Origin of the sequence: Thiohalobacter sp. (genome assembly GCF_027000115.1) — a bacterium.
In the GTDB taxonomy this organism is placed as follows: domain Bacteria; phylum Pseudomonadota; class Gammaproteobacteria; order Thiohalobacterales; family Thiohalobacteraceae; genus JALTON01.
The window spans coordinates 33,233-53,370 of sequence record NZ_JALTON010000002.1; the positions used below are offsets into that span (position 1 = coordinate 33,233).

Here is a 20,138-nt window from a genome sequence, read left to right on the forward strand (position 1 = left end):
GGCCTACCTCTGGGTCGCCGAGAGCAGGGCCTGGAACATGGTGTCGGCCACCGTGATGACCTGGGCCATGGCCTGGTAGGCCTGCTGGTAGCGCAGGAGGTTGGCGGCCTCCTCGTCAAGGTTGACGCCCTGCACCGAGTCCCGCTGCTCGCGTGCGTGCTCGTTGAGTTTCGTCTGCGCATCACGGTTGATCTCGGCCTGGCGGGTGCGGGTGGCGCTGTCCGACAGCAGCCGGGCATAGGCGCCCTGCAGGTTGGCGGTGCCGTTTTCGGTCAGCAGCGCCGTCTGCAGATCGCCCAGTGCCAGGGCGTTGGCGTTGTCTCCGATCCCGCCGGTGTTGGCGTCGATGACGAACTGGTCGTTGGTGAGCGGGTTGCCATCGATGGTGAAGGTGATGCCGGCAACCGTGTAGCTGCTGCCGGCATCGGTCGCCGGGTCGTAGCCGAGGGTGTAGTTGTTGCCGCCCAGCGTATAGCTGAACAGGTTCGTGCTGTCGTCGTAGGTGAAGGTGATGGGCGCGCCCAGCGCGCTGAAGGTCGAATCCACCGACTGGAAACCGAAACGGCCGGTCCCGGTATTGACGGGCAGGCCGTTGGCGTTGGTCGCCTCGGTGATGCGCACCGGCGCCGCGGCGGCGATGCGGCGCGCGTCGCCGATCAGCAGGGCAATGTCATCGGCCCCGTCGCGGGTCGGCCGGATCTGGAAGGAATCGCCGGCATTGGGCGTGCCGCCCACCACGATGCTCAGGCCATCAGCGGTGAAGGGCGAGGCAACGGTGCCCGCGCCGCTGAGGGCCACGGCGTTGCCGTCGCTGTCGGTCAGGGACCAGGCGGATCCGTCCCAGGAAAGGACATAGTCCTTTGTGGTCAGCCGGTCGAGATTGGCGGTGTCGTAGCTCACGGTCAGGGTGCCGGTACCGCCGTTGCCACTGTGGGCCGACCAGGCCGGAGCGGCCGACTGGAAGAACGGCCCGCCCGGGTTGCCGTCCAGGTCCATGCCGAGCTGGTGCCGGGCGTTGAACTCGTTGGCCAGCACCACGCCGATGCGCCCGATGGCATTCTGCGCGGGATCCAGTATCTCGTCGCGAAAGGCCAGCAGCCCGGCCAGCTTGCCGCCCGTGATGTTGGGCGTAATGGTGGTGGAGAGATTGCCGACGCTGTACTGGATTTCCTTGTGATTGGCGTCATAGGGGCTGCCCGTCACCGACAGGGTGCCTGCCGAGCCGCCGGTGACCAGTGACTGGCCGTTGCCGATGAAGACATTCAGGGTGCCGTCGTCCTGTTGCACCGTCTTGACCGAGACAAAGGCGGACAGTTGCTCGATCATGCGGTCGCGCCGGTCCAGCAGATCGTTGGGCGGATTGCCGCCAGCGCGCCCGGTCGCCACCACGATATCCTCGTTGATATCGGCAATGGACTGGCTGAGGCTGTTGATTTCGGCCACCATCGACTCGAGCTGGCCATTGAGGTCGCGGCGCACGCTGGTGATCTGGTCGTCCAGGTAGCCGAAGCGCCCGACCAGGGACTCGGCCTCGGTGAGCAGGAGCTGCCGCTCCGGGATCGAGGCCGGATTGTCCGCCAGGGTCTGCACCGCCTGAAAGAAGCGCTCCAGTCCGCCGTTCAGGCCGGCCACCGGATCGCCAAGCACATCCGAGACACGCCCCGCGAACTGCTCGTAGATGGCGTAACGCTCGCTCGACGACGTGGTATCGCGCACCCGCTCGGTCAGGAACTGGTCATAGGTCCGCCGGATGGAATCGATGGTGACCCCGCTGCCGATGTAGCCGCCGCCCGTGAACTGCGGTATCTGCGCACTGAGGTCCACCCGCTGGCGGGTATAGCCGGGCGTGTTGGCATTGGCGATGTTCTGCCCCGTCGTGCTCAGCAGCGCCTGGTAGGCGAGCAGTCCCGAGGTGGCGGTTCCGAAGATGGTGGACATGCTCAGTCGACTCCCTGTTCATCGACCATGGCGAGCCGCCGCGGTCCCTGCAGTGCCGCGAGCGCGTCCCGCAGTTCGGGGCCGCGATAGATGCGCATTACCTTGTCCGCATAGGCCGGATCGGTGGCATAGCCGGCATCGGCGATCGCCCGCACATAGGACTCGGCGTCACCGGCCCGCGCCAGCGCCTCTCGATACCGCGTGCTGCCGCGAATGAAGGCGGCATAGTCGGCCATGCTGTCGGCGGGCGATGCGTAGGCGCGGAAGACGGCGCGCTCCCGGTTCACCACGCCATCACGGTACTCCAGGGTGCCGCTGCCGACACGCTCGCCCGCCCAGCGCCGGTCGGCCTTGATGCCGAACAGGTTGTAGCTGGGGCGACCATCCTCGTGGCGGGGCATGCGCCGGCCCCAGCCGGATTCCAGTGCGGCCTGGGCAATCAGAACCGCGGGATCCACCCCCAGCCCGGCGGCAGCCTCGCGGGCATGCGGCCACAGGCTGCGCACAAATTCGGCCGGGGTTCCGGGTGGCCAGTCGAGCGCCGCGTCCGGGGCCGCGGCGCGCGTCTCGCCGGAAGAAAAAGCGGTCCGGGGTGCCACCCTCCCTGGCGGCATCCGCGGACCCGTGGGTGCCGAAGGCGACCCACCGACGGGGGGTATGGCAAAGGGGTCCGAGGGCGATCGGGGTCGGGCCTCGGCCGCACTGCCGCCGCCGAGCTGGCGCACCAGCATGTCGGCAAGACCGAGCCCCCTGCCCTTCGTGAGTTCCAGACCGATCTGCTGGTCGTACATGCCCTGGTAGAAACGGGTCTGGTCGTTGTCCAGGAATCCGTCGCCCAGGCTCGCCTCGCGCATGCTCTTGAGCACCATGTTGACGAACAGGGCCTCGAACTGCCCGGCCACCTTGCGCAGGGTCTCCGGGTCGCGCCCGCCGTCCGCGCGCACCTGGCCCCGCAGGGCGGCAAGGCCCTGGAGATCGGTGTAGACGGAAGGATCGGCGGACAGGCCCATCATTGTTGCATCCTCAGAGCACGATCAGCTCGGCGCGCAGCGCACCGGCCTCCTTCAGCGCTTCGAGTATCGCCACCAGGTCACCGGGCGCGGCCCCGACCCGGTTGACCGCCAGCACGATGTCGTTGAGCGTGACGCCGGGCTCGAACAGGAACATGCGCCGGCCCGACTCTTCCACGGTCACGTCGCTGGAGGGGGTGACCACGGTCTGCCCGGCGGACAGCGGCGCGGGCTGGCTGACCTGCATGTCCTCGGTGATGGTCACGGTCAGGCTGCCGTGGGCGACCGCCGCCGGCATGACCCGTACATGGCTGCCGATCACCACGGTGCCGGTACGGGAGTTGACGATCACCCGCGCCGGCGCGTCGCCCGGCATCACCTCGATGTTTTCCAGCATGGAGACGAAGGCCACCCGCTGGGCCGGATCGCGCGGCGCGTTGACGCGCACCGAGGAGGCGTCCAGGGGCCGCGCGGTGCCGGGGCCGACAGTGCGGTTTATGGACTCGGCCAGCCGGTTGGCCGTGGTGAAATCGGCCGTGTGCAGGTTCAGGGTCAGGCTGTCGCCCCGCGCGAAGGGCGAGCTGACCTCGCGCTCTACCGTCGCGCCGTTCGGGATGCGGCCGACGCTGGGTACGTTGACCGTGATGCGCGAGCCATCGCTGCCCTCTGCGCTGAGCCCGCCGACCACCAGGTTGCCCTGGGCCATGGCATAGACCTGCCCGTCGGCACCCTTGAGGGGGGTCATCAGCAAGGTGCCCCCGCGCAGGCTCTTGGCGTCGCCGATCGAGGAAACGGTGACATCGATGGTCTGGCCGCGCTTGGCGAAGGGCGGCAGGGTGGCGCTGATGGTGACTGCGGCGACGTTCTTGGGCTTGGCATTGAGATCGGGCGGCACGGTGACGCCGAACCTGGCCAGCATGCTCTTGATGCTCTGCAGGGTATAGGGCACCTGCTGGGTCTTGTCACCGGTGCCGCTGAGCCCGACCACGATACCGTAGCCGACAAGCTGGTTGTCGCGCACGCCGGCCACGGCGGCAATGTCCTTGACCCGCTCGGCCAGGACCTGGCCCACGGCCAGCGGGAACAGCATTCCCAGGAGCACGAGTCTTTGAATCAGCCTGTTCATGTTGGTCTCTCCCCCGCCTTCAGAACGGCCATATGGGGCTGTTGAAGAAGCGCGTCAGCCAGCCCATGGTGTTGGCATCGGCCAGGGTGCCGCGTCCGCTGTAGGTGATGCGGGCATCGGCGACCTGGCTCGACAGCACCGTGTTGTCCGCCTTGACGTCCTCGGGTCGCACGATGCCGGAAATCTGGATGTACTCGTCGCCCTGGTTCAGGGTCAGCCACTTTTCCCCGCGCACATAGAGGTTGCCGTTGGGCAGGACCTCGGCCACGGTGACACTGATGTTGCCGGTCAGGCTGTTGGACTGCTGGCTGTCACCCGAGCCGTCGAACTCGTTGGTCGAGTCCATGGCCGTGCCCAGCGTGCGGGTGCTGTCCTTGAGCCCCGGCAACAGCGGCACGTCGTAGCGCAGCGCCGAGCCCAGCAGGGTCGGATTGGCCGTATTGACCTTGGTCTCCTTGCTGGTGCTGGTGGTGGCCTTCTTGCTGGCCTGGGTCTTCTCCTGCAGGACGATGGTCAGGATGTCCCCGACCCGGCGCGCGGTCCGATCCTCGAACAGCGCCAGACCGTAGCCCGGCTGGTAGATGGCACCGTCGGTCTGTGCCGGCGGCGCGGGCACCGGCGGCATGGCGGCGCGGTAGTTGCCGGGCGCCACCGACTGGCTGGCACAACCACCCAGCAGCAGGGCGTACAGCGCCAGTACCGTAGTGACGAGGCTGTTCCGGGCTTCAGCGTTCATTGGCCTGTCCCGCGTTCATCAGAGGTTGTTGTTGACGTACTGCAGCATGCGATCGCTGGTCGAGATGGCCTTGGAGTTCATCTCATAGGCGCGCTGGGTCTCGATCATGTTCACCAGTTCCTCGACCACGTTCACGTTGGAAGTTTCCAACGCGCCCTGGACGAGGGTACCCATGCCGCTGATCCCGGGATTGCCGGTGATGGGCGCGCCGCTGGAAGCCGTTTCCAGGAACAGGCTGTCGCCGATGGGCTGCAGGCCGGTGGGGTTGATGAAGTCGGCAAGCTGGATATTGCCAAGCTGGGTCGGTGCCGCCTGCCCCGAGATCTGCACCGACACCGTGCCGTCCGAGCCGATGGTCACGCTCTGCGCATTCTCGGGAATGGTGATGGAAGGCTGGATCAGGTTGCCGTTGGCCGTGACCAGTTGCCCGGTGGCATCGGTCATCAGGGCGCCGCTGCGGGTGTAGGCCAGGGTGCCGTCGGGCAGCAGCACCTGCAGGAAGCCGCGGCCGGAGATGGCGACATCGAGGCTGTTGTTGGTCTGCACGATGTTGCCCTGGGTGTGCAGCTTCTGTGTGGCGACCGCGCGCACGCCGGTGCCCATCATGAAGCCGGAGGGCAACTGGGTATCCTGCGAGGCCTGGGCACCGGCCTGGCGCACGTTCTGGTAGAGCAGATCCTCGAACAGCGCGCGGTCCTTCTTGAAACCGGTGGTGTTGACATTGGCCAGGTTATTGGAGATGACGCTCATGCGCGTCTGCTGCGCCTCCAGGCCCGTCATCGCAACCCACATTGCCTTGTTCATTGCCTTTCTCCCGTCTCGATTTCAGTGCCGGCCGCGTCAGCCGGAGATATTCATCAACCGCGCGGACGCGGCATCGTTGTCGCGCGCGGCCTCCATGATCTTGGTCTGGGCCTCGAACTGGCGGGCCAGGCTCATCATGTTCATCAGCGCCTCGACGGCATTGACGTTGCTGGACTCCAGCGCCCCGCTCACCAGCCGCACGCTGGCATCGGCCGCTGCCGGAACCCCGTCACGGGTACGCAGCAGGCCATCGGCACCCTTGACCAGGATGGCCGGATCCGGGGCCACCAGCTTGATGCGGCCGATGACCGCGAGTTCGCTGGCCGCCTGCCCGATCGGTCGCACGGACAGGGTGCCGTCCTCGGCGATCTCGAGCTTCTCGGAGGGCGGCACGACCAGGAGACCGCCATCGCCCACCACGGGATGACCGGCGGATGTTTCCAGGACACCCTCGGGGGACAGCCTGAGATCCCCGGCACGGGTATAGGCCTCGCTGCCATCCGGCGCCTGCACGGCCAGCCAGCCCTGGCCGTTGATGGCCACGTCCAGCTCGCGACCGGTCGCCCGGATGGCACCCTTGTCGTGGTCCACCGCCGGCGTCTCGTTGGTCGCATACACCCGGCTTGGATACACAGGGCCGTATACCGGCCGCGACCGGGCCGCCGCGAGGTCGGCCTGAAAACCGGTGGTGGCGACGTTGGCCAGGTTGTTGGCATTGATCGCCTGGCGCTCCATGATCTGGCTGGCACCACTGGCGGCGATGTAGAGCATGCGGTCCATGGTCGGTCAGCGCCTCTCAGCCCTAGCGGATATTGATGATGGTCTGGGTAACGGTATCGGCGGTGCTGATCACCTGCGAGTTGGCCTGGAAGTTGCGCTGGGCCGTGATCAGGTTGATCAACTGTTCCGCGATATCCACGTTAGACGCCTCCAGCGCGCCGGACTGCACCAGGCCGAAACTGGCGGTTCCGGCCTCGCCGACCAGCCGGTCGCCCGAGGCGAAGGTCTCGGCCCAGTTGGTGTCACCCAACTGGCGCAGGCCCTGCACGTTGGGGAAGTTGGCCAGCGCGATCTTGCCCAGCGCCGTGGACTGGCCGTTGGTGTAGCGCGCCGAAACGACACCGGTGTCGGAGATGTCCAGGCCGGTGAGACGACCCGTCGAGAAACCGTCCTGGCTCAGGCCGTTCACGGCGAAGTCGCTGCCGTACTGGGTCATGTCGTTATAGTCGAGGTCCAGGGCCAGCGGCGCTGCGCCGGTGGTGCCGGCCAGCGACAGATTGTCGTAGTCGATTACGCCGGCGGTACCCGAGGAATTCGCGGTGTCCAGGCTGCCGTCGGTGTTGAACACCAGCGTGGCATAGCTGTCGGCACCACCGTTGAAAGTCACGTTCTGCGCCGTACCCGAGCCGTCGTCCACGTACAGCCAGCTGTACCAGGTGTTGGCTGCGTTGGGGTCCTTGAGGTAGTAGGTCGTCGCGGTATGCTCGGTACCCAGCGAGTCGAATACCGTGAAGGAGGTCGAGTAGTCGTAGGTAGCGGCATTGCTGGGCGAAAAGGCGGCAATGGCGGCGGCCGTGGACGCGGCCGTGGCCCCGGCCGAGGTGTCACCGGCGTCCAGGTTGATGGCCAGGTCCACGTCGACGGTTGCCTGCGGCGCGCCTTCGGTCAGCGATATCCGCAGGTCGTTCAGCGAGCCGGTATTGAAGGTATTGGTGTTGCCGATGGGCGAGAAGACCTGCAGGCGCTGGCCCGAGGCATTGACCACGTAGCCCTCGCGGTCGATGCCAAAGGAACCCGCGCGGGTATAGATGTTGGTGCCGCCGTCGCTGAGCACGAAGAAGCCCTCGCCGTTGATCGCCAGGTCGAGATTGTTGTTGGTGAACTCTATGTTGCCCTGGGAAAACTGCTGGGCCACGCTCGACAGGCGCACGCCGCCGCCGACCGCGGTGTTGCTGACACCGCCCAGCGAGGTTGCGTAGACATCCGCGAACTCGGCGCGCGAGGACTTGAAGCCGTTGGTGCTGGCGTTGGCGATGTTGTTGCCGGTGACCTTGAGGTCCGAGGAAGCGGCATTGAGTCCGCTGAGTGCAATCCGGAAAGGCATGGTGTTCCCTCCTCGTCAGAGAATCTGCTTGACCTGGTTGAAGTCGATGGCGCCGACGCCCTTGAGATCCAGCACCAGTCCGGCGCTGCCCAGGGTCACGGCCTCGACATCGTTGGCAATCAGGGTTTCGAGTGCCTCGGTGCGGCCATCGATGGTCGCATCCGCGGTCACGAAGTAGGCGCCGGGCGCGGCGAAGCTGCCGTCGTCCCGAATGCCATCCCACTGGAAGGGCACATTGCCCGCGGCTTGCGCGCCCATCTCCAGGCTGCGCACCAGCTGGCCGCTGCTGTCGTAGATCTTGATGCCCACGTCCGGGCTGCCGTCGGGCAGCACCAGTTCACCCCTTATGACCCCGCCCGGGCTCAGCGAGCCGACGCCCGTGGGCGCCAGTACCTGGCGCCCCACCAGTGCCGCGGCCTGCAGGGACTGGTTGGAGACCAGCGACTGGCTGAGTTCCTTGAAGGACTTCTGCAGGTCCTCGATGCCGGAGACGGTGCCGAATTGCGCCATCTGCGACAGGAACTCGCCGTTTTCCATGGGCTCGAAGGGATCCTGGTTGCGCAACTGCGCGACCATCAGATCGAGGAAATCCTCCTGACCCAGCTTGTTGCGATCGGCCTCCTTTGCCTGGCTCTGGGCTATGGTGCGCAGGCCGACGTCGGCAAAGGCATCCAGTCCGTTGTTCTCGATCATCTCGCTTCATCTCCCTCACTGGCCCAGGCGCAGCGTGGCGAGCAGCATCTGCTTGGAGGTGTTGAGCACCTCGACGCTGTTCTGGTAGCTGCGGGACGCGGAAATCATGTTCACCATCTCATCCACCGGGTTGACGTTGGGCAGATAGATATAACCCTGCTCGTCGGCCAGCGGGTTGCCGGGATCGTACTTCTGCTGCGGTGGCGCGGTGGACTCCGTGATGCCCAGCACCCGCACGCCGACCGCCGGATCGGACTGCGGGTCCAGGCCCTTCAACACCGCCGCGAAGACCGGCTGGCGTGCCCTGTAGGCCGCTTCCGGCGAACCGGCGGCGGTTTCGGCATTGGCCAGATTGCTGGCGGTGGTGTTCAGGCGCACGCTCTGCGCGCTCATGGCGGAACCGGCGATGTCGAACACCTTGAACAGTGACATGGCTTATTCCCCCTTGATGGCAGCCTTCAGGCCCTTGATGCGGCCACTGAGAAAGGTCAGCGTCGCCTGATACCTGACGGCGTTTTCGGAAAAGGCGGCCTGCTCGACCTGACTGTCGACCGTGTTGCCGTCGAGCGAGGGCTGGCTGGGAACGCGGAACTTGAGCGGGGCGCCGCCGTAGGCAGGCTCGCCAAGGGGAATATGGCCGGGTTGAGTGACCCGCATGGCCAGGCGACGACCCTGCGCCTGGTCGAAGGCAGCGCGAAAGTCGATGTCGCGGGCCTTGTAGTTGGGCGTGTCGGCATTGGCCAGATTCGAGGCCAGCACCTCGGTGCGCCGGGCACGCAGCTTGAGTGCCTGCGGCAGCGGACCCAGAGCGGAATCGAAACTTATCGGCATGGCGTCCTCGAACTTGAGCGTTTCCTGCCCAGTGCATAGCAACGCCCGTGCCATGCCGGCATTCCGTCGCCGTCCGACAGGCCCTCCGCCATGCGTGCCCGGCCACCGGGGAGGCCCGGAGCGCAACCCCGGATTCAGATCGAATGGACTTTGAGATCAATCAATTGCAGAGGGAGAACCGCACACACCGGAGGCCATGGGCTGCCCCGTGACGGGCTAAAAGCGGGGGCAGACAAGGCCGGGGCAGCGCGTGGCCGCCAGTGGCACCGAGGGGACGGACGGGGCGGCAAGGCGGCAAGATCCCGCCGCCTGACGGCAAGGTGGCCGGCCGCTCAGGCCCGGCGGCTGTTCAGGGCCGGTCGCGGTGTGGCCCCGGCGAGCCGCGGCAGATCGTCCTTGACCCGGTACACCGAACCGCGGCGCGCCTTAACCATCTCGAACTCGTCCGAGTACTGGGTGATGGACTCGGACGAACCCAGGAACAGATAGCCGCCGGGATTCAGCGCCCGGGCCATGCGCGCCAGGATGTCGCGCTTGGATTCCGTGGAGAAGTAGATCAGCACATTGCGACAGAAGATGACGTCGAACTTGCCCAGCAGGGTATAGCTCTGCATCAGGTTGAGCTGGCTGAATCTCACCCGCCCTGTGATCTCCGGCTTGACCTTCCAGTCACGGCCGAAGGGCATGAAGAAGCGCTCCCGGCGTTCCTCGGACAGGCCGCGCGCCACCGCCAGCGCATCGTAGCGCGCGGCCCTGGCCTCCTCGAGAATGGCCGGCGAGATGTCGGTGGCCAGGATCTCGACCTCGCCCAGTCGGCCCGGATGGGCGCTCAGGTATTCCTGCGCCGTCATGCTGATGGAATAGGGCTCCTGGCCCGACGAACAGGCGGCCGACCAGATGCGGACCTTGCGTACCCGGCGCTCGGCCAGGTCGGGAAATATGATCTCTTTCAGGATGTCGAACGGAAAGGCATCGCGAAACCAGAAGGTCTCGTTGGTGGTCATGGCCTCGACCACCTGCTCGCGCAGGCGCCGCCCCGAGGCCGCCTTCAGGCGCTTCACCAGTTCACCCAGGTCCGGAATATCTTCCTCGATCAGCAGGCGACCCAGCCGGCTCATGACCAGGTAGTGCTTGTTGTCGCCCAGCAGGATGCCGCAGGCCTCTTCCAGGTAGTCCCGGAAGGCATCATAGTGGTCGTCGTTGATTGCGCTGCGTGTCAAACCGGGATCCCTGCTTGTTCCCTTGCTGCTTCCGTACCGGCGGGTGCCGTCACGCTTCCGCAAGCGCCCGGCGGGCGCCCACGGGACAGGCGTCCGGTGACCGGTCAGTCACCTCGGAGCTGCGCGCGCTTGCGATCCACCTGCTTGAGCACGGACTTGGCCAGCAGGTCCGGCTTGAACTTGGCGATGAACTCGTTGGCGCCGACCTTCTCCACCATCGCGTTGTTGAACACGCCGGACAGCGAGGTGTGCAGCAGGATATACAGATGCTGAAGCTGCGGGTGCTCGCGTACCTTGGTGGTAAAGGTATAGCCGTCCATTTCCGGCATCTCCACGTCGGAGATCACCATGGACAGGCGCTCGACCCGCTGCGGATCTTCCTCCAGCCAGGTGAGCAACTGGTTGAGCGCCTTCTTGCCGTCGGTGGCCAGGGTGCACTCGATGCCGAGCTGGTCGAGCGTGCGCTTGATCTGGTTGCGTGCCACCATCGAGTCGTCCGCCACCAGGACATGAGGGCGCTCCAGGATATCGTCATCATCGGCCCGGGCCTCTTCCAGCACCTCGGCGGAAACCGTCTCCTCCATCCGGATGACCTCGGACAACACCTGTTCGACATCGATGATCTCGACCAGATCGCCATCGATCTCGGTGACCGCGGTGAGATAGTTGTCCTTTCCGGCTCCCTGTGGCGGCGGCATGATCTGTTCCCAGTTCATGTTGACGATCCGGTCCACCATACGCACCAGGAAGCCCTGCACGCTGCGGTTGAACTCGGTAACGATGACGAAGGCATCCTTGGGATCGGCGGACCCGGCACCAATGGCCATGCCCAGATCCAGCACCGGAATGGTCTTGCCACGCATGTTGGCAATGCCCCGCACGACCGGATGGGCATGCGGCACGTCGGTCAACGGCGGACACTGGATCACTTCCTGGATCTTGAACACGTTGATCCCGAAACGCTGCGGGGTTCCGAGCTGGAACATGAGGATTTCCAGGCGGTTGTGGCCGGCGAGTTGGGTGCGCTGGTCGACGCTGGCGAGTACGCTGCTCATTCCCGTTCTCCTGTGCTCAGGGCTGAATGCGAGGGGTCATGCCCGATTATCGGCGCGTGGCCACCTTCCTTTACCCGGCACGGCACTTGCATCGCTCCTGCGCAGAGGACATCGCGAGGAAACCCATGCTCAACGGAATCCGACTTATCCGTATGCTCGCCGCGCTGCCGCTGGCCCTGGCCGGATGGACCGTTGCCGCACCCGCGGCGCAGGACCTGGCAGCCATCCGCGCCAGCGCCGAGGCCCTGCTGCTGGAACAGGCCTCCGCCCACCACAGTGGGCGGGTCGAGGTCCGTATCGGCCGCCTGGACCCCCGGCTCAAGCTGGCACCCTGCCGGCAGCCGCTGGAAGCCCGGTTGCCGGATGGCGCCCGCCTGATCGGCCGCAGCAGCGTCCAGGTCAGCTGCCCCGACCTGCCCGGCTGGAGCCTGTATGTCACTGGACAGATTGATGTTTTCCAGAAGATGCTGGTCACGCGCCGGGCCATTGCGCGAGGCGAGACGCTCAGCCGCGACGACCTGGTGCTGGCCGAACGCAACCTCGCCCGTCTGCAGGGCGGCGGTTTCGACGACCCCGCCGAGATCCTGGGCAAGGTCGCCGTGCGCGCCCTGCCCGCCGGCACCCCGCTGCGGCCGGCACTGGTGCGCGGACGCAAGCTGATCAGCCGCGGCGACCGGGTCACGCTGGTCGCCGATCAGGGGGGTATCCAGGTCCGCATGCAGGGCGAGGCGGTCAGCGACGGCCGCGCCGGCGAGCGGGTCCGGGTCCGCGCCCTCAGCTCCCGGCGCATTGTCGAGGGACGGGTTGCCGGCGCAGGTGTCGTAAAAGTGACGCTTTAGTGGCGCCCCGACAAAATGGCGCTAAAGTTATTGAAACAGCAACCGATACCCTGATCGAGCCGGACGGAAAAACCGGCATCGAAATTACCGGAACAGCAGTCAGGAGACGACCGAGATGGCAATTGAAATCAACAACCTTCCTCCCTCGCACGTGGGACTGGACGGCCAGGCCGGCAGCCAGGGCGTGGGCAATGCCAACCCGCAGCAGGCCGAGGACGGCAAGACCGGCGCCCCGGCACCGGGCAGCGATCAGGTCACCCTGACGCCGCAGGCCCGGCAGCTGCGCGCCCTGGAGGCCCGCATCGCCGAACAGCCCGAGGTGGACGGCAACCGGGTGGCGCAGATCCGCGAGGCGCTGGCCAACGGCACCTTTGAGGTAAACGCCGAGCGCATCGCCGCGAAAATGAGCAGCCTGGAACGCGCGCTCGGCGACGCAAGCTGAGATGGGCCGCACACCCTACCAACAGACCGAGGCACTCCTCGACGCCCATGAGGCCGCCGTCGACCGGCTGGCCGAGGCGCTGGAGCAGGAAATCGAGGTGCTCGCCGAGCGCGACCTGGCCCGCATGGCCGACGTCGCCCAGCGCAAGCTGGCCTGCTTCGCCGAACTCGAGCAGCTCGACGGCACGCGGCGCGCCCTGCTCGACCGGGCACGCCAGCCCGACACCGCCGCGGGCATGCAGGCCCTGCTCGCCGCAGTCGACCGCAGCGGCCGACTGCGCGAACGCTGGCGCGCCCTGCTGCTGCGACTGGAAGACTGCCAGCGACTCAATCGTGCCAACGGCGCCCACGTGGAACTCAGCCGCCGCCATGTCGAGGACGCCCTGGCGATTCTGCGCGGCCGCCAGCCCGGCACCCTCACCTATGGCGAACGCGGCGAACGTACCCCGGCCCCCGGCACTGTCGGGCGCAATCTCGGATCCGCCTGACATTACCGGACATTATTAACCCGGCAACCCAATATATCGTATTCAGGATGCAGAGAAAGGCGGTGAACAAGGCGTGGCTCACAGGCAATGGCCCTGCCCTTGGCAAGCGCCACAACGCAGTGCAGGGGCTTTCTCTGCATCCCTGACAGGTTCAAGATCAAGGGAAAGGCCGGGCTGTACCGGCCCACAGTCTGCGTTGTCGTCGCTTGCTGTAGGGGTGCTACAGCGGCGCGCCGACGCCTTGCTGTGGGCCGGCACAGCCTGGCTGAACACGATATATTGGGTTGCCGGGTTAATACTCTGCAAGCGTTTGGAATTCCGTGACTTGCTGCGTATCATGGAGGTCCTTCGGGGACGGATACAGACAAGGCTCTGCAGATGGCCGAGGCACCACCCAGGGGGCAGGCTTCACGGTATGAAAGCAAGGCCGAGAAGGTCACCCACTTTCCACAGATCGTCGGCCTGCTGAGACGCATCCGCGACAGCCGCAATCTGCTCACCATCCGCATCCCCGGCAGCGAACTGACCTTCAACAGCATGCTGCTGGAGGTCGACGCCGACGAGGGCTACATCCTCCTCGACGAACTCAACCAACCCCGCGGTCACGAACTGGTGCAGGAAAAGGGTGTGCTGCGCGCCTTCTGCCGCTGCCAGGGAGTGGAGATCAATTTCGTCTGCAGGGTGCAGGTGGAACAGAGCCGCGACGGCGTCGCCTTCTACCGCGGCGGGATCCCCGATTCCCTCAGCTACTATCAGCGCCGCTCGGCCTACCGGGTGCATGTCACCCTGGACACCGACATCCCGGTCCTGCTGACCCTCGATGAAGGGGAGCGCCTGCAGGGCCATCTGCACGACCTGTCGGTTGGCGGCATCGGGCTGACCCTGGACACCGAAAAGGAGTTGCGCCAGGGCCTGGTGATCCCCGACTGCACCCTCAAGCTGCCCAAGGGCGATCCCGTCCGGACCGATGTCGAGGTGCGTTTCGCCCGCACAGACACCGAAAAGCACGTCACCCGCATAGGCGGCCGCTTCCTGCACCTGCCCCCGAAGATCGAGACCCGCCTCAGCCGCTTCGTCGCGCAGCTCGAGCGCGACCTGCTGCGCCGCAAGACCCGCCGCTGAGGTACAATGCCCTTTCCCGCCCCGGTAGCTCAGTTGGATAGAGCGAGCGCCTCCTAAGCGCTAGGTCGGACGTTCGAGTCGTCTCCGGGGCGCCATTCATTTCCTTCGGTACCGGACAGCCTGGGTGATCCGCAGCGCCGCAGCTGACCACCCGACTCGAACGGCCGACCTGTCGGCATCGGCGGAACAAATGCCGAGAACGCAGAGACGCCGAGTTCACCGAGGCAGGGCGCACAGGGGAAGGACATTGCCGCCCCTTGCATCTCCGGCCCACCGCAATCAGCGCGCCTTGCGCCGCGCCTCCACCACGTTGGGCAACTGGCTGATCCTGCTCAGCACCCGGCTCAGCGAACCGAGGTCGCTGATCTCGACCGTGAGCTGCATGTGGGCGGCGTGATCCCGCTTGTCGGTGTGGGTGTTCACCGCCAGCACGTTGATCTTCTCGCCCGCCAGCACCGAGGTGACGTCGCGCAGCAGCCCGGCGCGGTCGAAGGCCAGGATCTGGATGTCCACCGGATAGGTCTGGCCGCCCCCCTCGCCCCATTCCACCTCGATCAGGCGATCGCGGTCCTCGGGCCGCAGACGCAGCATGTTGGGGCAGTCCTGACGATGGATGGTCACCCCCCGGCCCCGGGTGATGTAACCGACGATGGCATCGCTAGGCAGTGGCCGGCAGCACTGGGCGACATGGGTCAGCAGGTTGCCCACCCCCTGTATCCGAATGCCGCGTTCGCCCTCGCCGCGCCGCCGTCGCGCAGGGGCAGTGGCCGGGGTTTCCGCAGTTTCGCTACGGGTGAGTTCGCTGGCAGCGCCCACCAGCTGGGCGGAATTGAGATCGCCACTGCCGATGGCCGCGAGCATGGCATCCACCTCGGCGAAGCCCAGGCGCTCGGCCAGCCGCTCCCAGGCCAGGCCCTCGATGCCCAGCCGCGACAGTTCGCGCTCCAGCGCGGCGCGACCGGCAGCGATGTTCTTTTCCTGGTCCTGCTGGCGGAACCAGTGCCGTACCTTGGCGCGTGCCCGCGGCGTGCGCAGGTAGCCGAGATGCGGGCTCAGCCAGTCGCGGCTGGGCGCGCCCTGGCGGGTGGTCAGCACCTCCACCTGCTCGCCGTTCTGCAGTTCGTAGGTGAGCGGTACGATGCGGCCGTTGACCTTGGCCCCGCGGCAGCGGTGGCCGATCTCGGTATGGATGTAGTAGGCGAAGTCCAGCGGCGTCGCCCCCTGCGGCAGGTCGACCACCTCGCCGTCGGGCGTGAGCACGTATACCCGCTCATGACCCGACTCGGCCTTGAAGCGGTCGACGAAATCGGTGGCCGAGGATTCCTCGTCCTTCCACTCCAGCAGCTGCCGCAACCAGGCAATCTTCTGCTCGAAGGCGGCATCGAAACGGGCGCCTTCCTTGTAGCGCCAGTGTGCGGCCACGCCCAGCTCGGCATGCTCGTGCATGTCTCGGGTTCGGATCTGCACCTCCAGCGTCTTGCCGCCCGGCCCGACCACGGCGGTGTGCAGCGAGCGGTAGTTGTTCTGCTTGGGATTGGCGATGTAGTCGTCGAATTCCTTCGGGATGTGATGCCACAGACTGTGCACCACGCCCAGCGCCGCATAGCAGTCCGCCACCGACTCGGTGAGGATACGCACCGCCCGCACGTCGAAGATCTGGTGGAAATCGACGTTCTTGCGCTGCATCTTCTTCCAGATGCTGTAGATGTGCTTGGGGCGCCCGGTGACCTCGGCGCGCACGCCGGCGTGGGCCAGCTCCCGCTGCAACTGGCGCACCACGCGCTCGATGTAGCGCTCGCGGTCCACACGCTTCTCGTCCAGCCGCGCCGCAATGTCGCGGTAGGTGTCCGGGTCCAGGTAGCGCAGCGACAGGTCCTCGAGTTCCCACTTCACCTGGCCCATACCCAGCCGGTTGGCCAGCGGCGCGTAGATCTCCAGCGTCTCGCGCGCAATGCGGCGCTGGCGTTCGCCACTCAGGTACTTGAGGGTGCGCATGTTGTGCAGCCGGTCGGCCAGCTTTATCAGCACCACGCGCACATCCTCGACCATGGCCAGCAGCAGCTTGCGCACGCTCTCGGCCTGGTCGCGGGCGCGCTCGGAGGCATCGCGGAAGCGGCTCAGGTGACCCATCTTGGTGACGCCGTCAACCAGCCGCGCCACCACCTCGCCGAACTCGGCGGCGATGTCGGCGCGTGTCAATTCGGTGTCTTCCAGGGTATCGTGCAAAATGCCGGCAACGATGGCCTCGGCGTCCAGGTGCTGCTCCTGCAGGATGGCAGCCACCGCCAGGCAGTGCTCGACATAGGGCTCGCCGGAGGCCCGCCGCTGGCCGGCATGGGCGGCCTCGGCACGCTCGATGGCGCGCGCGATCAGAACCCGTTCCGCGTCGGAGCGGCCCTCGCCCAGACGGGCCAGCCAGTGCCCGCGATCCGCCACCGGCACCAGACCGGTGCTGTCATGCCTTGCTTCGACCACGGATCGAGTCTCCATGAGATCGGGCCATTCCCCGCCTCTTCAAAGTGTAGACCGGAAATCGAGGTTTCAAGGTCGGCCCTTGGCATCCGGGCCAATGCCTCCGCCAGTCGCCGCTGCCAGTCGGCATGGATTTCTGCCAGCAGGGAACGGAAGGCCGCGACCGTATCGTAGGCCCGCGCCGGAACCGGCGACGACCAGCGGTCGTAGTCGGCGCGCGCCAGCACCCGATCACTGCGGCTGTCGACCAGCCGCAGCTGCAGATGCAGGTGGGCGCGCGCCTGCGCGCCGTCGTAGATCTGGTCGAGCGCGGCGATGTGGCCCTGCACCCGGTAGCGGGCGGGCGCGCCCTCCCCCGCCAGTCGCGCCTCCAGCCCGGCGGCGCGCAGCCAGTGTACCTGGGCCCGCGCCAGCATGAGCGGCGGCGCCTCGTGCCAGTAATGATAGTGGTGACGCACCAGCGCCAGCGGACGGTCGGCCTCGCCGTGCACCAGCTCGCGACCGCGATACAGGGGCGAGGCGGTGAAGCGTTCAACCACCACGGCCGGCAGCGCTGCCAGCGCCGGATCGGCCGCCGGCAGTTCCGGATCCAGCCGGTAGTAGCGAGTCTCCGGTGCCACGGCCCCGCCGCCGCAGGCCGTCAGCAGCCAGGCACACACCAGCAGCAGCAGGCTTCCCTGTCTCACGCGCTTCATCACGGACGCTCCCGGTCGGCCGGCGGCCGGCTGTTGAGCAGCACGCCGGGGTTGCTGCGCAACTGGCGGCTGAACTCGTTCATGTTGCGGCTGGCGCTCTCCAGGTCGGCCAGCATGCCATCCAGCGAACGCGCGATGCGATCCATGCTCTGGCGTAGGCCGCGCACCGTCTCGCGCACGTCGCCGGCATTGTCGTTGACCAGGCCCCGGGCTTCGCCGATCAGCGCGGTCAGCTCCTGCTCGGAATTGCGCAGCGTTGCCGACAGGCTGGCCAGATCGGCGGACATGCGCTCGGCGTTGACCAGGATGTTGTCCACCCGCTGTTCGTTGTCGCCATCCAGTATCCGCGACAGGGTGGCGGCACTGGCATCCAGCCGGCCGACCAGGCTCTCGACATCGGCGAGGATGCGCGGCACCCGCTCGCCGAGCGCGCCGCCGACGGTGCCGATCTGCCGGTCGAGGTTCTCCAGCAGCGGCTTGAGCGTGCCGCGGGTGAGGCCACCGACATCCTCGGCCACCTCGCTCAGAACCGCGAACAGGTCCATGCCAGGGGCGCCCTCGATCTCGGCACCGGGCGGCAGGAATTCGCGTGCCTTGCCCTCGTCGATGTCGATCACCGTCTCTGCCAGCAGTCCCGAGGCGTGGATGCGCGCCCGGCTGTCCACCGGAATGCGCCAGTCGTCGCGGATGCGCAGTTCCAGCCGGTAGCGGGTGCCGCTGTCGGTCTGCTGCGGCTCGATGGCACGCACATAGCCGACCTGGAAGCCCTCGTAGGTCACCACCGTGCCGCTGCCCAGGCCGGCGATGTTGGCATAGCTCACGTAATAGGGTTCGGTGTCGCCCACCCGCCCGGTGATGCGATACAGGGCGACCAGCGCCACCGCCAGCATCAGGATCACGAACAGGCCGACGGCCAGGTAATTGATGTTGTCGCGCTTCATCGCACTCAGTTCATCCTTGTCAGTCGCTCGAGGTAGGCCTCGGCGTCGATGGCTTCCGTGTCCGGCGTGCGATTGAGCAGTGCCTGGATGCGTTCGTTGTCGCAATGCCTCAGTTCATCCGGTGTGCCCGTCATCAGGATGCGGCCGCGATCCAGTACCGTGATGCGGTCGGCGATCTTGAAGGCGCTGTCCAGCTCGTGGGTCACCACCACCATGGTGATGCCCATGGCCTCGCGCAGGCGCAGGATCAGTTCGTCCAGCTCGGCCGAGACCACCGGGTCGAGACCGGCCGAGGGCTCGTCGAAGAACAGCACCTGCGGATCCATGACGATGGCCCGTGCAAGCGCGGCGCGCTTGACCATGCCACCCGAGAGCTGGGCCGGCATCAGGTCCTCGAAGCCGGCCAGGTTGACCACTTCCAGCTTCATGCGCGCCATGATGCGCATGGTCTTCTCGTCCAGCCGGGTGTGCTCACGCAGCGGGAATTCCACGTTCTCGCCCACGGTCATGGAATTGAACAGCGCCCCGCCCTGGAAGGACACGCCGATGCGGCGTCGCAGTTCGTACATCTCGCGGGCGCTCAGCCTGTGCAGGTCGCGGCCGAACAGGCGGATCTCGCCCGCGCTGGGGCGGTTCAGGCCCAGCAGATGGCGCAGCAGGGTCGACTTGCCCGAGCCGCTGCCACCCATGATGACGCGGATCTCGCCTGCTTCCACGCGCAGGTCGACCTGGTCCAGAATGCGCCGCTCGCCATAGTGGGTAACCAGGCCGCGGACCTCGATCACGGGCTCGGCGGGACGGGATTGGGTGTCGGTCGCCTGCATGCCCGCCTCAGCGACTCAGGAAGAAGGTGAAGATCATGTCGGCGATCACGATGGCGGCGATGCACAGCACCACCGAGCGCGTGGTGAAGCGCCCCAGCCCTTCGGAACCGCCGGTAGCCAGAAAGCCGTTGATGCAGGCCACCAGCGTGATGAGCACCGCGAACACCAGGCTCTTGGCCAAACCCTGTATGGGATCGTCCAGCACCATGGCGGCAAAGGTCGCATCCCAGAAGGCACCCAGGCTCATGTGCAACTGGAAGCTGCACAGCAGGCCACCGCCGGTCAGCGCCGCGGCATTGGCAAGCACGGTCAGCGCCGGGAACATGACCAGCATGGCCACCAGAATGGGCGCGACGAGCTGGCGCACGGGATTGACGCCCAGCACGCGCAGGGCGTCGATTTCCTGCGACATCTGCATGGCGCCGATGCGCGCCGCGATCGCCGAGCCCGAGCGGCCGGCGACCACGATGCCCACGATCAGCGCGCCGAATTCGCGGGTAATGGACAACGCGAGTCCGGGGATGACCTGGGACTCGGCGCCGAAATCACGCAGGGTATGGATACCCTGCAGCGCCATCATCACCCCGTTGGCGAAGGCCAGAATCACGACCACCGGGATGGCGCTGACACCGATGCGCATCATTTCGGTGGCCACTGCCGAGAGGCGCACCGGCTGCTGCTGCCAGGGGCCCGCGAACAGCCAGTACAGGGATTCGGCCAGCAGCGCCGAGCCGTAGCCGAATTCCTCCACGCCGTTGACCACCCGGCGCCCGAGGCTTTCCATCGCCGCGCGCATGAG

The 20,138-nt window shown here is 66.7% G+C and carries 21 protein-coding genes and 1 tRNA gene; 5 read left to right on the forward strand and 17 right to left on the reverse strand.

The window, feature by feature from the left end; translation table 11 throughout:
• Positions 1–3: 3 nt before the first annotated feature.
• The 12 genes from flgK to MVF76_RS00255 all read right to left on the reverse strand — a co-directional run bounded on the left by flgK (position 4) and on the right by MVF76_RS00255 (position 11,517).
• Entirely contained in the window at positions 4–1,938 is a 1,935-nt protein-coding gene (gene flgK / locus MVF76_RS00200) for a flagellar hook-associated protein FlgK (protein ID WP_297526471.1), read from the reverse strand.
• 2 nt (positions 1,939–1,940) lie between these two features.
• The gene (flgJ, locus tag MVF76_RS00205) at positions 1,941–2,951 is read right to left on the reverse strand and encodes a flagellar assembly peptidoglycan hydrolase FlgJ (protein ID WP_297526473.1); all 1,011 of its coding nucleotides are present in this window, start codon (positions 2,949–2,951) and stop codon (positions 1,941–1,943) included.
• A gap of 10 nt (positions 2,952–2,961) precedes the next feature.
• A complete protein-coding gene (locus MVF76_RS00210) occupies positions 2,962–4,038 on the reverse strand; it encodes a flagellar basal body P-ring protein FlgI (protein ID WP_297526591.1) in 1,077 nt (358 codons plus the stop codon).
• A 55-nt stretch (positions 4,039–4,093) separates the two neighbouring features.
• A complete protein-coding gene (gene flgH / locus MVF76_RS00215) occupies positions 4,094–4,810 on the reverse strand; it encodes a flagellar basal body L-ring protein FlgH (protein ID WP_297526475.1) in 717 nt (238 codons plus the stop codon).
• 18 nt (positions 4,811–4,828) lie between these two features.
• Complete coding sequence (gene flgG / locus MVF76_RS00220) at positions 4,829–5,614, reverse strand: flagellar basal-body rod protein FlgG (RefSeq protein ID WP_297526477.1); 786 nt, start codon at positions 5,612–5,614, stop codon at positions 4,829–4,831.
• A gap of 36 nt (positions 5,615–5,650) precedes the next feature.
• Positions 5,651–6,394, reverse strand: a complete 744-nt coding sequence (locus tag MVF76_RS00225) for a flagellar basal body rod protein FlgF (RefSeq protein ID WP_297526479.1) — start codon at positions 6,392–6,394, stop codon at positions 5,651–5,653.
• Between the two features lie 22 nt (positions 6,395–6,416).
• Positions 6,417–7,718: a flagellar hook protein FlgE gene (gene flgE / locus MVF76_RS00230; RefSeq protein WP_297526481.1), complete on the reverse strand. Its 1,302-nt coding sequence runs from the start codon at positions 7,716–7,718 to the stop codon at positions 6,417–6,419.
• 15 nt (positions 7,719–7,733) lie between these two features.
• Entirely contained in the window at positions 7,734–8,411 is a 678-nt protein-coding gene (locus tag MVF76_RS00235; RefSeq protein WP_297526483.1) for a flagellar hook assembly protein FlgD, read from the reverse strand.
• Between the two features lie 15 nt (positions 8,412–8,426).
• A complete protein-coding gene (gene flgC, locus MVF76_RS00240; RefSeq protein ID WP_297526485.1) occupies positions 8,427–8,843 on the reverse strand; it encodes a flagellar basal body rod protein FlgC in 417 nt (138 codons plus the stop codon).
• A gap of 3 nt (positions 8,844–8,846) precedes the next feature.
• Positions 8,847–9,242, reverse strand: coding sequence for a flagellar basal body rod protein FlgB (gene flgB, locus MVF76_RS00245; RefSeq protein ID WP_297526593.1), 396 nt, complete (start codon positions 9,240–9,242; stop codon positions 8,847–8,849).
• 332 nt (positions 9,243–9,574) lie between these two features.
• Positions 9,575–10,462: a CheR family methyltransferase gene (locus tag MVF76_RS00250; protein WP_297526487.1), complete on the reverse strand. Its 888-nt coding sequence runs from the start codon at positions 10,460–10,462 to the stop codon at positions 9,575–9,577.
• A gap of 104 nt (positions 10,463–10,566) precedes the next feature.
• Positions 10,567–11,517, reverse strand: a complete 951-nt coding sequence (locus MVF76_RS00255) for a chemotaxis protein CheV (RefSeq protein WP_297526489.1) — start codon at positions 11,515–11,517, stop codon at positions 10,567–10,569.
• A gap of 125 nt (positions 11,518–11,642) precedes the next feature.
• Here MVF76_RS00255 and flgA point away from each other — a divergent pair, with 125 nt between their 5' ends.
• The 5 genes from flgA to MVF76_RS00280 all read left to right on the forward strand — a co-directional run bounded on the left by flgA (position 11,643) and on the right by MVF76_RS00280 (position 14,502).
• Positions 11,643–12,356, forward strand: a complete 714-nt coding sequence (gene flgA / locus MVF76_RS00260; protein WP_297526491.1) for a flagellar basal body P-ring formation chaperone FlgA — start codon at positions 11,643–11,645, stop codon at positions 12,354–12,356.
• 115 nt (positions 12,357–12,471) lie between these two features.
• On the forward strand, positions 12,472–12,798 hold the full coding sequence (flgM, locus tag MVF76_RS00265; RefSeq protein WP_297526493.1) for a flagellar biosynthesis anti-sigma factor FlgM: 327 nt from the start codon (positions 12,472–12,474) through the stop codon (positions 12,796–12,798).
• 1 nt (position 12,799) lies between these two features.
• Positions 12,800–13,285 (forward strand): flagella synthesis protein FlgN, encoded by a 486-nt coding sequence (locus tag MVF76_RS00270; RefSeq protein WP_297526495.1) that lies wholly within the window; start codon positions 12,800–12,802, stop codon positions 13,283–13,285.
• Positions 13,286–13,663: 378 nt separating this feature from the next.
• Entirely contained in the window at positions 13,664–14,407 is a 744-nt protein-coding gene (locus tag MVF76_RS00275) for a flagellar brake protein (protein WP_297526497.1), read from the forward strand.
• Positions 14,408–14,425: 18 nt separating this feature from the next.
• A tRNA-Arg gene (locus MVF76_RS00280) sits at positions 14,426–14,502 on the forward strand.
• 184 nt (positions 14,503–14,686) lie between these two features.
• Here the strand turns inward: MVF76_RS00280 and relA are convergent.
• The 5 genes from relA to MVF76_RS00305 are packed head-to-tail and all read right to left on the reverse strand — an operon-like array spanning position 14,687 to position 20,135.
• Positions 14,687–16,882, reverse strand: a complete 2,196-nt coding sequence (gene relA / locus MVF76_RS00285; protein WP_297526499.1) for a GTP diphosphokinase — start codon at positions 16,880–16,882, stop codon at positions 14,687–14,689.
• On the reverse strand, positions 16,777–17,574 hold the full coding sequence (locus MVF76_RS00290; RefSeq protein WP_297526502.1) for an ABC-type transport auxiliary lipoprotein family protein: 798 nt from the start codon (positions 17,572–17,574) through the stop codon (positions 16,777–16,779). The genes relA and MVF76_RS00290 overlap by 106 nt, the downstream gene beginning before the upstream one ends.
• On the reverse strand, positions 17,574–18,515 hold the full coding sequence (locus tag MVF76_RS00295; RefSeq protein ID WP_297526505.1) for an MlaD family protein: 942 nt from the start codon (positions 18,513–18,515) through the stop codon (positions 17,574–17,576). The genes MVF76_RS00290 and MVF76_RS00295 overlap by 1 nt, the downstream gene beginning before the upstream one ends.
• A 5-nt stretch (positions 18,516–18,520) precedes the next feature.
• On the reverse strand, positions 18,521–19,339 hold the full coding sequence (locus MVF76_RS00300) for an ABC transporter ATP-binding protein (protein WP_297526507.1): 819 nt from the start codon (positions 19,337–19,339) through the stop codon (positions 18,521–18,523).
• A gap of 7 nt (positions 19,340–19,346) precedes the next feature.
• Positions 19,347–20,135 carry an MlaE family ABC transporter permease gene (locus MVF76_RS00305; protein WP_297526509.1) on the reverse strand — a complete coding sequence of 263 codons (789 nt, stop codon included), beginning with the start codon at positions 20,133–20,135 and terminating at the stop codon, positions 19,347–19,349.
• Positions 20,136–20,138 lie beyond the last annotated feature (3 nt).

Bases quoted from the DNA above. Each gene is read 5' to 3' on its own strand.
- flgK (WP_297526471.1), bottom strand. From the start codon at position 1,938: ATGTCCACCATCTTCGGAACCGCCACCTCGGGACTGCTCGCCTACCAG.
- flgJ (WP_297526473.1), bottom strand. From the start codon at position 2,951: ATGATGGGCCTGTCCGCCGATCCTTCCGTCTACACCGATCTCCAGGGC.
- MVF76_RS00210 (WP_297526591.1), bottom strand. From the start codon at position 4,038: ATGCTGTTCCCGCTGGCCGTGGGCCAGGTCCTGGCCGAGCGGGTCAAG.
- flgH (WP_297526475.1), bottom strand. From the start codon at position 4,810: ATGAACGCTGAAGCCCGGAACAGCCTCGTCACTACGGTACTGGCGCTG.
- flgG (WP_297526477.1), bottom strand. From the start codon at position 5,614: ATGAACAAGGCAATGTGGGTTGCGATGACGGGCCTGGAGGCGCAGCAG.
- MVF76_RS00225 (WP_297526479.1), bottom strand. From the start codon at position 6,394: ATGGACCGCATGCTCTACATCGCCGCCAGTGGTGCCAGCCAGATCATG.
- flgE (WP_297526481.1), bottom strand. From the start codon at position 7,718: ATGCCTTTCCGGATTGCACTCAGCGGACTCAATGCCGCTTCCTCGGAC.
- MVF76_RS00235 (WP_297526483.1), bottom strand. From the start codon at position 8,411: ATGATCGAGAACAACGGACTGGATGCCTTTGCCGACGTCGGCCTGCGC.
- flgC (WP_297526485.1), bottom strand. From the start codon at position 8,843: ATGTCACTGTTCAAGGTGTTCGACATCGCCGGTTCCGCCATGAGCGCG.
- flgB (WP_297526593.1), bottom strand. From the start codon at position 9,242: ATGCCGATAAGTTTCGATTCCGCTCTGGGTCCGCTGCCGCAGGCACTC.
- MVF76_RS00255 (WP_297526489.1), bottom strand. From the start codon at position 11,517: ATGAGCAGCGTACTCGCCAGCGTCGACCAGCGCACCCAACTCGCCGGC.
- flgA (WP_297526491.1), top strand. From the start codon at position 11,643: ATGCTCAACGGAATCCGACTTATCCGTATGCTCGCCGCGCTGCCGCTG.
- flgM (WP_297526493.1), top strand. From the start codon at position 12,472: ATGGCAATTGAAATCAACAACCTTCCTCCCTCGCACGTGGGACTGGAC.
- MVF76_RS00270 (WP_297526495.1), top strand. From the start codon at position 12,800: ATGGGCCGCACACCCTACCAACAGACCGAGGCACTCCTCGACGCCCAT.
- MVF76_RS00275 (WP_297526497.1), top strand. From the start codon at position 13,664: ATGGCCGAGGCACCACCCAGGGGGCAGGCTTCACGGTATGAAAGCAAG.
- MVF76_RS00290 (WP_297526502.1), bottom strand. From the start codon at position 17,574: ATGAAGCGCGTGAGACAGGGAAGCCTGCTGCTGCTGGTGTGTGCCTGG.
- MVF76_RS00295 (WP_297526505.1), bottom strand. From the start codon at position 18,515: ATGAAGCGCGACAACATCAATTACCTGGCCGTCGGCCTGTTCGTGATC.
- MVF76_RS00300 (WP_297526507.1), bottom strand. From the start codon at position 19,339: ATGCAGGCGACCGACACCCAATCCCGTCCCGCCGAGCCCGTGATCGAG.
- MVF76_RS00305 (WP_297526509.1), bottom strand. From the start codon at position 20,135: ATGCGCGCGGCGATGGAAAGCCTCGGGCGCCGGGTGGTCAACGGCGTG.